Source organism: Streptomyces longisporoflavus, from assembly GCF_014649775.1.
Classification (GTDB): Bacteria; Actinomycetota; Actinomycetes; order Streptomycetales; family Streptomycetaceae; genus Streptomyces; species Streptomyces longisporoflavus.
Window position 1 is genome coordinate 206119 of the sequence record NZ_BMTR01000002.1, and the last position, 10733, is coordinate 216851.

General features: G+C 69.6%; 5 protein-coding genes and 1 pseudogene. 5 read left to right on the top strand and 1 reads right to left on the bottom strand.

The annotated features are described in order from the left end of the window. Positions 1 to 70: 70 nt before the first annotated feature. Entirely contained in the window at positions 71 to 409 is a 339-nt protein-coding gene (locus IE226_RS04985) for a hypothetical protein (protein WP_190079763.1), read from the bottom strand. A 290-nt stretch (positions 410 to 699) separates the two neighbouring features. On the opposite strand from IE226_RS04985, the gene IE226_RS04990 reads away from it, so the two are divergent. The 5 genes and pseudogenes from IE226_RS04990 to IE226_RS43975 form a co-directional block, all read left to right on the top strand. Next, positions 700 to 1740, top strand: a complete 1041-nt coding sequence (locus IE226_RS04990) for a helix-turn-helix domain-containing protein (RefSeq protein WP_373306890.1) — start codon at positions 700 to 702, stop codon at positions 1738 to 1740. A gap of 94 nt (positions 1741 to 1834) precedes the next feature. Then, positions 1835 to 3793 (top strand): acyl-CoA dehydrogenase family protein, encoded by a 1959-nt coding sequence (locus IE226_RS04995; RefSeq protein WP_190079764.1) that lies wholly within the window; start codon positions 1835 to 1837, stop codon positions 3791 to 3793. A gap of 1247 nt (positions 3794 to 5040) precedes the next feature. Beyond that, positions 5041 to 9093, top strand: a complete 4053-nt coding sequence (locus IE226_RS05000) for an amino acid adenylation domain-containing protein (protein WP_229870501.1) — start codon at positions 5041 to 5043, stop codon at positions 9091 to 9093. Between the two features lie 21 nt (positions 9094 to 9114). Continuing rightward, on the top strand, positions 9115 to 9714 hold the full coding sequence (gene epsC / locus IE226_RS05005; protein WP_190080078.1) for a serine O-acetyltransferase EpsC: 600 nt from the start codon (positions 9115 to 9117) through the stop codon (positions 9712 to 9714). 82 nt (positions 9715 to 9796) lie between these two features. Continuing rightward, positions 9797 to 10681: pseudogene (locus IE226_RS43975) on the top strand (ATP-grasp domain-containing protein); the annotation flags it as partial. Positions 10682 to 10733: the final 52 nt, after the last annotated feature.

Genomic DNA, 10733 nt, shown 5'->3' on the forward strand with positions numbered 1-10733 from the left:
CCGTCGTGATCCCCCCTCGCCGATCACGACGGCGCACGAGCTCTACATGGCGTCAGGCCTTGGCATGGCGTCAGGCCTTGACGGGACCACCGGAGCCAGGCACCACCCGGTAGCTCGTCCCGAAGGCGGTGCAGTAGGCGTAGGACGTGCGGCCGTCGTTGGTGACCACACCCCTGGCCGTCTTCGTCGTGCTTCCGTTCGAGCACTTCACCTTCGCGTAGTACGCGAAGGCCACGTCACAGGACGCCCCGTAGGTGCTGCGGTCCGACCATTGAGCACCCCCGACACACCACGACGGGATGCCTGCCGCGCTCTGCGGGGCGGACGGGGCAGCCTGTGCGGGCATGGACGCGCCGAGGGAGAGGGCGGCTCCGGTGACGGCTACCGCGAGGGCCTGTCGTATACGCATGGGACTCTCTTTCAGTTGAATACGGCGCGGCTCAGGTTGCTGAGCCGCGGGGAAAGGTGGAGTCGCCCGGATCCGGCCGACGGCGGCATCCCGCTGTGCGGAAGTGGCTGGTGGGCCGACCAGGCACTCATGAGACTGCTGCGGGCGGATCGGCCGGGGCAACAGCATCCGGCTGTCCCGGATGGGAGCCGACTGTCCGGGCTGGTCAGGGCCTTGTCCGGATTACGTCCCGGACAGCCCGGACCCGGCTAGATCCACCGTTCCCCCGATGCGCCCGCGGCAGCAGGATGATGTTCGTGAGAGATCCAGGGGAGTTGTCGCCGTACGAAGCCCGCGATACTGCCGGCTTCATCCAGCTGATGCGGAAGCTCAAGGAACGTTCGGGGCTGACCTATCGCGAGTTGGAGGAGCGGGCCGCCCGTAACGGCGACGTGCTGGCACGCAGCACGCTGGCGGACGTACTGCGACGGACGAGCCTGCCGAGGCCCGATGTGCTGGCCGCGTTCATCCGCGCCTGCGGGGACGGACAGGACGTCGCCTCCTGGCTCGATGCCAGGGGCCGGATCGCGGCGGAGGCCGCTGCCGCCGCGCCGGACACTACGGACACTGCTGCCGCCACGGCCGGCACCGCTGCCGTCACCGCCGCGACCGCGGCCGATAGCGCTGCCGAGATGTCCGTCGCGGCGCCCGGCCCGGAGGCGGGGGTTCAGCGTCAGGGCGACGAAGCCGCGGGCGTGCGGGCGCGCCGGTTCAAGAGCCGCACAGCCCTGCTCGCGACCTTGCTCGTCGTCCCGCTGCTCGCACTGGGTGCCTGGGCTTTACTCCCCGACAGCTCCGGTGATTCCGGCGCCCCGGCTGCCGCGGCCACCACCTCCGTCCCTCTCGACGGCGGCTGGGTGACCATCCGGCCCGCCGGTACGCCGGACCTGTGTCTGACCGACGGACGTGACCGCGAAGGCGCTTACGACAGCGCCGTCGCCGTGCAGCTCCCCTGCGCGCAGGCCCCCGTACCCCGCGTCTACCTGGAACCGGCCGGTGAGGGCCTCTACCGCATCCAGTGGCACCACCCCCAGCACGGGAAAGGCTGCCTGGCGATCATGGGCAGCGGCCCGGTGAAGGGCATGCTCGAGCCGCGGCAGAAGTGCGGCCAGGCGACTTTGTTCCGTGTCGAAGCCGCTACCACCGAAGGCGCCGAGAAGGTCCGGCTGCGCCCGAGCCCGGGCAACAGGTGTATCGGCATCGCCGGCGACGACACCTCCGCGGGCGCCGAGGCGATCGCGGAACGCTGTACCGGCGCGGCGGACCAGCAGTTCCGCATCAAGAAGGGCTGACGGCCCCTGCCGCGGCCGGCAGCCCGGCCGCGCCGCGCCGCTGGATGGACCAAAGGACCGATTTGATCACCGCGCGGCCGGGTAGCAGGGCGACATGGTCACCGAAAGCGCCGCCTCCCCGAATGGCTACGTGCAGCCCGTCATCGACGTCCAGGCCCTCGCCGAGTTGCTCGACGGCGAATACGCCGAGGTCCGCGACCTCGTCCGCACCAACCTGACGACGTACGCGGGCGTTCTGGAGGAAGCGGAGCAGCTCGGCTTCGACGAGTTCCGGGAGCGCGTGCGCGAGCTCGTCGTGGAGATGGCGGCCACGGGCCAGACCGGCATGGGCTTCCCCAAGGAGTACGGCGGTGGCGGCGACATCGGCGCGTCGATCGCCGCGTTCGAGACGCTCGCCTTCGGTGATCTCTCGGTCCTGGTGAAGGTCGGCGTGCAGTTCGGACTCTTCGGCGGCGCGATCCTGCACCTGGGCACCAAGCGCCACCACGAGGCCTACCTGCCGCGTCTGATCACCGGGGAGCTGATGGGCTGCTTCGCGATGACCGAGACGGGGCACGGCTCCAACGTCCAGGCGCTCGGCACCGTGGCCCGGTATGACGCCGACAGCCAGGAGTTCGTGATCACCACCGGCGGAGACCAGGCGCGCAAGGACTACATCGGCAACGCGGCCCGGCACGCCGAGCTGGCGGTCGTCTTCGCCCAGCTGGAGGTGGGCGGCGAGCACCAGGGCGTGCACGCATTCGTCGTGCCGGTCCGCGTCGGGGGTGAGGTGGCCCCCGGCGTCCGGATCGAGGACGACGGCCGCAAGATGGGGCTCAACGGCGTGGACAACGGCCGCATCTGGTTCGACGGCGTGCGGGTGCCGCGCGAGGCGCTGCTCAACAAGTTCGCCGACGTCACGCCCGAGGGTGTCTACCAGAGCCCGATCGACAACCCCGGCCGCCGCTTCTTCACCATGCTCGGCACGCTGGTGCAGGGGCGGGTCAGCGTCGCCGGCGGCGCCGTCAACGCCAGCAAGGTCGCTCTGACCATCGCCACCAAGTACGCCGATCGGCGGCGGCAGTTCGAGGCGGCATCGGACGGCGAAGAGCAGGTGCTGCTCGACTACGGCATGCACCAGCGCCGCCTGCTCCCGCTGATCGCACGCACCTACGCGCTGCATTTCGCCCAGGACGTCCTGCGTACACAACTGCACGAGGTCTTCTCGGGGGACGTGGACGACGAGCACGCACGCCGTGAGCTGGAGGCACGGGCCGCAGGCACCAAGGCGCTCGGCACCTGGCATGCCACGCGCACGATCCAGGAGTGCCGTGAGGCGTGCGGGGGCGCCGGCTATCTCGCCGTCAACCGGTTCGCCGCGCTGAAGGCCGACAGCGACGTCTTCGCGACCTTCGAGGGCGACAATCACGTACTGCTCCAGCTGGTGGCCAAGGGCCTGCTCACCCACTACGCGAGCGAGTTCGAGAGCATGGACCAGCTCGGCATGGTCCGCTACGTCACCAACCTCGCCGTCGAAACGGTCATCGAGAAGACCTCGGCCCACAAACTGCTCGAGCGGGTACGCGACTTGCTGCCCGGCGGGGACGAATGGGATCAGGAAGCGGGCCTGTTCGATTCGGAGTACCAGCTGGCCATGCTCCGCTACCGCGAGGAGCACATGCTCGCCGGTGCCGCGCGCCGGCTCAAGCGCGGGATGGACCAGAAGGTCCACCCCGGCGTCGTCTTCTCCCGGGTGCAGGACCATGTCATCGCGGTGGCCCACGCCCACGTCGAGCGGCTGGTGCTCGAGGCGTTCGTCGACAAGATGCGCCAACTGCCCGATGGTGACAACAAGGTCGCGCTGGGGCTGCTGTGCGACCTCTTCGCCCTCTCCACCATCGAGGCGGACCGCGCCTGGTTCATGGAACACGGCCGGCTGACGCTGCAACGCTCCAAGGCGATCCGCCGTGAGGTCAACGACCTGTGCCGCAAGGTCCGCCCTCTCGCGGCCGACTTCGTCGACGCCTGGAACATCCCACCGCAGCTGCTGCGCTCCCCCGACCTGGTGGGGTGACCTGCCGGGCGGGGCCCGGGCGGGTCGGTGTCCACTGGTTCGTGGGGCACTGCGCCCTCCCCCGGACCAGTCGGCTCACTACCCGGGTCGGGCCGGAGCACTACCCGGTTCGGGGCGGCGCGCTACCCGGTTCGGGCTGGCTCGATCGGGTGGCTCCGGTCATAGAGTAGCTCTGCGTGACGTCATGACGTGCGGCCGGACACGGCCTGAGGGGTCGGCAAGGGGCATCCAGGGCATCCCCTCCCGGCAGGTCAACCGTCCGGCCCGGCAGACAGGTTGCAGGAAGAACCCCATTCGCCTAGGTCAGCGCCTCGCTCGCCCCCTGTCGGCCCGGTGTCTCCGCCGGAGTGCGACCGCCCGCCGCACCAGGCCGCCGGTCGGCTCCGGCCCCCTCCCCGATCTCCGCCCTGCCGCGCGGCGCTTCTCCGCTGCCCGGGGACACACGTACTCAAGGCGTGCACCGAGCCGGGAGTGACGGTTGAGAACGATGCCGAGCGACGAGTCAACTCCCCTTTTCGGCCAACCGGCCGCCACTTGCCGGAAGGTGACGTCTGTAAAGCCGGCGGCCCGTTTCGCCAGTACGCGCGTACCGCCGGCCGTCGAGCGGTGGCAAACCGGATGCCGATCTACCATCCGCAACTTGCACACTCAGGCCAACCCGCGGGTTTTGTAACAGAATTAATGTTTTACAAGGCGTCTTCTCAGCATTTAGTGTGAGCGCCTAGAAAGAGACGACCAGCCGGTATCAGAAATTCACCTCCGGGCCCATTGGTCCGGACTATTTGATCGCGGACCGGCCGGTCAAAACGGGGAGAGTGTAAAGGTATGTTCGAGAAACTTCTCGAGGTGACTCAGCTCATAGTTCCACGTTGCTGAGAGCTTCTGAGTGCTAACAGGGGCAACGCGCGGTCGCGCGTTCCCCTTCGTCGCAGGTGACCGCCCGTCTCCGCATGCCGCGTACGGCATGCGCTCTGGGCGCGCCCTGGGCGACTTCCGGCTGGGACGGAACCCGAGCGCCGTAATTCGTCACGCCCATTTTCTTTCCAGCCTTCCCTGACTGTCCTCGTACGGCAGTCAATGACCGGCGGATGATTTGCGCTGCCATTTCGGCACGACCATTTCCGGTCCGGCTTCATGATGCTTCCTCGAAGACTTTGCAGTGATGTGCCCGACCGACGATTTAACGGATTCCAGGTCAGGAAATGATGACGAACCCCACGGGGCCCAAAGATTTGTCCCTGTCAGACATGCTGAGCGCGGCCATCGCCGCCCGGCCCGACCGTGTCGCCGTCTCCTGCGGCGCGGAGAGACTGACTTTTCGGCAGCTCGGTGAGCGGAGCGCGAACACGGCGGCCCGGCTGCGGCACCTCGGTACGACGGCGGATGAACCGGTCGGTATTTTCCTGCCGCCCTCCGTCGACCTCATGGTGAGCGTCTGGGGCGTCCTGCGCGCGGGCGCCGCCTATCTGCCGCTGTCGCCCGAATATCCGGACGAGCGCGTGCGCTACATGGTCACGGACTCACGGACCAAGGTCATCCTGACGGACGAGTCCCTGGTCTCCCGCCTCGCGGCGATGACTCCGCCGGACACGAAGATCGTCACTCTCGCCCCGGCAGGGGCGGAGCAGGTGGCAGCGGCGAACACCCCTGCCGGGGCGGGTGGTTCGCCGGCCGCCGCACCTGTACGGGCCGACGACCTCGCCTACGTCATCTACACGTCCGGCAGCACGGGCAACCCGAAGGGCATCGGGATCGAGCACCGCGGCATCGTCCACCAGATGCGCTGGCTGGCCGATGAACAAGGGCTGGACCAGAGCAAGACGGTGCTGCAGAAGACCCCGCTGAGTTTCGACGCCGCCCAGTGGGAGATCCTCGCGCCGGCCTGCGGCGCCGGCGTGGTGATGAGCGAACCGGGCGTCTACGCCGACCCCGGCGGGCTCATCGACCTGGTCCTGGCCAACGGCGTGACCACCCTCCAGGGCGTGCCCACGCTGCTCCAGGCGCTCGCCGACACCGGACGGCTGTCCGACTGCACCTCGCTCACCCAGGTCTTCAGCGGCGGTGAGGCGCTCACCAAAAGCCTCTCCGTCGAGCTCCTCGACGCGCTGCCGGACTGCGAACTGATCAACCTGTACGGCCCCAGCGAGTGCACCATCAACGCGTCGTCCCACCGCGTGGAGCGGAAGTCCGTCCAGCAGGGGCCGGACCACATCTCCATCGGGCGGCCGGTGCGCGGCATGAGCTTCCACGTACTCGACACCGCCCGGCAGCCGGTCGCGCCGGGTGAGTCCGGCGAACTGTACATAGCAGGGCCGCAGTTGGCCCGCGGCTATCTGAACAACGCCGAACTGACCGCCGAACGGTTCGTGACCAGGGCCTTCAGCGGCGATGCCCGCTCCAGGCGCCTCTACCGCACCGGTGACCTGGCGCGCTGGAACGACGACGGCACCGTGCAGTTCCTCGGCCGCACCGACAGCCAGGTCAAACTGCGCGGCTTCCGGGTCGAGCTGGACGAGATCAAGGTGTCCGTCGAGAAGCACGACTGGGTCAAGTCCGCCGTCGTACTGGTCCGCGACGACACGCGGACCGGCGCCAACCTCGTCGCCTTCGTCGAACTCGACCCCGCCCGGGCGGCGCTGATGGACCAGGGCAACCACGGCACCCATCACCAGTCCAAGCAGAGCAGGCTGCAACTCAAGGCGCAGCTGGGCAATCTGGGGACCCGCAAGGACGACGGGCTCGGCTCCATCGAGCTGCCCGGCCGCACGCCGACGACCCGGCAGCGGCGCACGGTGTTCGCCCGCAAGACCTACCGGTTCTACGAAGGCGGCCCCGTCGCCCGGAAGGACCTCCTGGCCCTGCTTGCCCGGCCGGCCACGCTGTCGGCCGCGCCCCGCGACCCGGGCACCCTCACCCTGGACGAACTCGGCTCCCTGCTGCGCTACTTCGGCCAGTTCCCCAGCGGCGAGCGACTGCTGCCCAAGTACGGCTACGCCTCACCCGGCTCCCTGTACGCCACCCAGCTCTACCTGGAACTCTCCGGCATCGCAGGCCTGGAGGCGGGCCACTACTACTACCAGCCGGTCAGCCACCGGCTCACGCTGATCAGCCCCGCTCCCGCCGGCCGCGACAGGCTGCGCCTCCACTTCGTCGGGCGCCGCTCGGCCATCGAGCCGGTCTACCAGAACAACATCCAGGAAGTCCTCCGGTTCGAAGCGGGCCACATGGTCGGCCTGTTCGACCACGTACTGCCCGAGTACGGACTGCGCGTGGGCGCCCCGGCGGACGAGCCCGGCATCAAGAAGACCCTGGACTGCCCGGACGAGGACCACTACCTGGGGACCTACGAGGTGGAGACGGCCACCGCGGCACCTGTGCCCGGCCCGGTCGACCTGTACGTCCAGGCGCATCCCGGACGGATCGCGGATCTGCCCGAGGGCCAGTACCGCTACCGCGACGGGGATCTGGAGCGGGTGTCCGACTCCCTGATCCGCAAGCAGGACGTCATCGCCATCAACCAGGAGGTCTACGAACGGTCGAGCTTCGGGATCAGCATGATCGGCAGTGCGCCCGCACCGTGGCAGCGCTACGTCGACCTCGGCCGGGAGCTGCAGCGCCTGCAGCTGAACGACCTCGGCCTGGGGCTGATGTCCTCCGGCTACAGCTCGGAAACCGGCAACCCGCTGGCCTCGGCCCGGCGCATCACCGGCCTCCTGTGCTCCGGCCCGGAGCCGGCCGCCGCCGGTGCGGACAGTGCCTCCTACTTCGCAGTCGGCGGACGGGTCAGCGCGGAGCAGCGGCTCAGCGAGGGCATGAAGGAGGACGCCGTCCACATGCGGGGCCCGGCCGAGATCGTCAAGGACAACCTCGCCGAGTACCTGCCGCCCTACATGGTGCCCAACCGGGTCACCGTCGTGGACTCCTTCCCGCTCACCCCCAACGGCAAGATCGACCACCAGGCCCTGCGCGATCTCGACAAGGCCGCCGTGGACGACGCCGACGCACCGGTCGTCCCGCCGCGCACCCCCACCGAGGAGGCCGTCGCCGCACTGTGGCGCACGGTACTGCGCCAGGAGCGGGTCTCGATCCGGGACAACTTCTTCGCCGTCGGCGGCCACTCGCTGACCGCGGTCAACCTGATCGGCCGGATCAACCGGGAACTGGGCAGTTCCCTGCCGTTGCAGGTCCTGTTCGACGCGCCGACCGTCGCCGGCCTGGCCCGGCTCGTCGACCGGACGCCCGCCGCCGCGCTGTCCCGCCTCGTGCGGCTGCGCGGCAGGGAGGGCCGGCCCGTCTTCTGCTGGCCGGGTCTCGGCGGCTACCCCATGAGCCTGCGGCTCCTTGCCGGCCGCCTCGACCTCGACCGGCCGTTCCTCGGCGTCCAGGCCCACGGCATCAACCCGGGCGAGATCGCCTACCCGACGTTCGACGAGATGGTCGCCAGGGACCTCGAACTCATCCGGCAGATCCAGCCCGCCGGCCCCTACACCCTGTGGGGCTACTCCTTCGGGGCCCGGGTCGCCTTCGAGACGGCCCGGCAGCTGGAGCAGGCCGGCCAGAAGGTCGACGAGGTGATCCTCCTCGCCCCCGGCAAACCTCCCGTGGAAGCAGGCAAAGCATCGCCCACCGCGGCGACGGCCGGCTTCACCGACCCCGCGTTCGTCTCGATCCTCTACTCCGTGTTCGCCGCCGACCTGGAGCCATCGGCCGTCGCCGCATGCCTGGCATCGACGCACGACGAGGAATCCTTCATCGCCTGCGTCTGCGACAAGTTCGAGCATCTGGAACGCGAGCTGGTGCGCAGGATCGTCGGCGTCGTGCGTCAGACGTTCCTGTTCGAGTACGCGCCCGACGATCTGACCGGGCACACCGGGCACCGGCTCACGGCCCCGGTCACGGTGCTCCGGGCCGCGGGCGACCGGCCCTCCTTCATCGACCAGGGCCACGCCCTGACCCGCACGCCTCCCCGGACCAGCCGACTACGGGCCGATCACTACGCGTTGCTGCGCGAGAACGGCGTGGACGAACTCGTCACTGCCCTCCGGGCCGCACGACTCACCAGGAAGGTCATCCAAGTGCCCCACGTCAACATCAAGCACTTCCCCGACAACCTCGAGGAGACCCGGATCTCGGCTCTGGTGGAGGCGATCACCAGCGCGGTCCGTACCGCCTTCGCGGTCGACGAGGGGGTCGTCTCCATCGCCCTGGAGCCCGTGGCGCAGGACGTGTGGAACGAGCGGGTCTACATCCCGGAGATCGTCGAAGACCCCGGCCATCTCGTCAAGAGTCCCGACTACTGAGGCGGTGGACCCATGCGCAACATGATCACCAGGGTGCGGGAGGACCTCGCCATGATCGTCACACGCGATCCGTCGATCCGCACACGCGCCGAGGCGCTGCTGCACCCCGCCCTGCCGGCCCTGTGGGCCCACCGCACCGCTCACGTCCTGTACACCCGCGGCCACCGCCAACTCGCCCGGCTCCTGGCCTATCTGGCGCGCGCGGTGACCGGCGGCATCGAGATCCATCCCGGTGCGCGCCTGGGCCGGCGCGTGTTCGTCGACCACGGGGCCGCCGTGGTCATCGGGGAGACCGCCGAGATCGGCGACGACGTGACGATCTTCCACCAGGTCACGCTCGGCGCGGTCGGCTGGTGGCGCGACGAACGCCGCGCGCCCGGCGCCCGGCGGCACCCCGTCGTCGGTGACCGGGTGGTGCTCGGCACCAACGCCATCGTGCTCGGCCCCGTCACCGTCGGCGACGACGCGCTGGTCGGCGCCGGCTCGCTCGTCCTGAGCGATGTACCGCCCCGCGCCCGGGTGTCGGCTCCCGCCGCCGGTGTCGTCGTACCCCTGTCGGCCGCCGAACGCGCGCAGTCCGAGCAACTGCTGCGCACCCTGGCCACCTCCGGGTGCTGGTGAGCAGCCGCCGCCCCGCCCGCAGTTCGCCCGCAACCGATCCATCCCGACCCGGCCACGCGCCGGCATCGCAACGGAGGCACAGATGATTCACGTCGGAGTCCTGGAGAGCAATCTCTCCGGTTCCGGCTTCGAGGGCCTGCAGATCATCAAGGAACTCGACTGCCGCGTCACCTTCTTCACCCGCGACCTGGACCGCTACCTCGCCGTACCGGGCGGCCCGGACTACTTCGACCGCTACGTCGACGACATCGTCCGATGCGAGACCAATGTCTACGAGGAGCTTCTGCCGCACGTCGAGGCGGCCGGAGCCGAGCAGCCCTTCGACGCCTTCCTCACCCTGGCCGAGTACGACGTGGTCGTGGCCGCCGAGATCGCGGTCCACCTGGGGCTGCCCACCGTCAGCGTCGACGGAGTCGCCACCGCCCGCAACAAGGCGCTGATGCGCCGCCGCTGCGCCGAACTGGGCGTACCCATACCGGAGTTCCGCACCGTGAGCACACCCGCCGAGGCCGCCCGGGCCGCCGCGGAGATCGGCCTGCCCTGTGTGGTGAAGCCCGCCGACGAGACCAGCAGTGCCGATGTCCGCCTTGTGGACACCGCCGAGCAGGCCGGCGAGCACGTCGCCCTGATCCGGTCCCGCGCCGAGAACACCCGCGGCCAGGCCCGCTACCACGAGCTGATGGTCGAGGAGTACCTCACCGGCCCCGAGGTCAGCGTGGAGGTCCTGGCCGACGGCGATCGCTACGAGGTGTTCGGGGTCACCGACAAGTCCGTCGTCGGCCTCGGCTACTTCGTCGAGCTGGCCCACACCTTCCCCTCCGCCCTGCCCGCACCCCTCGTGCGGGCGTGCGGCGATGTGGCCGTCCAGGCGCTGCGCGCGGTCGGCTTCGACCTGGGCATGGCCCACGTCGAGGTCAAGGTGACCGCGTCCGGCCCCAAGCTCATCGAGATCAATCCGCGGCCCGCGGGCGGAAAGATCACCTACCTGGTCGACCGGGCCCTCGGCATCAAGTCCCTGG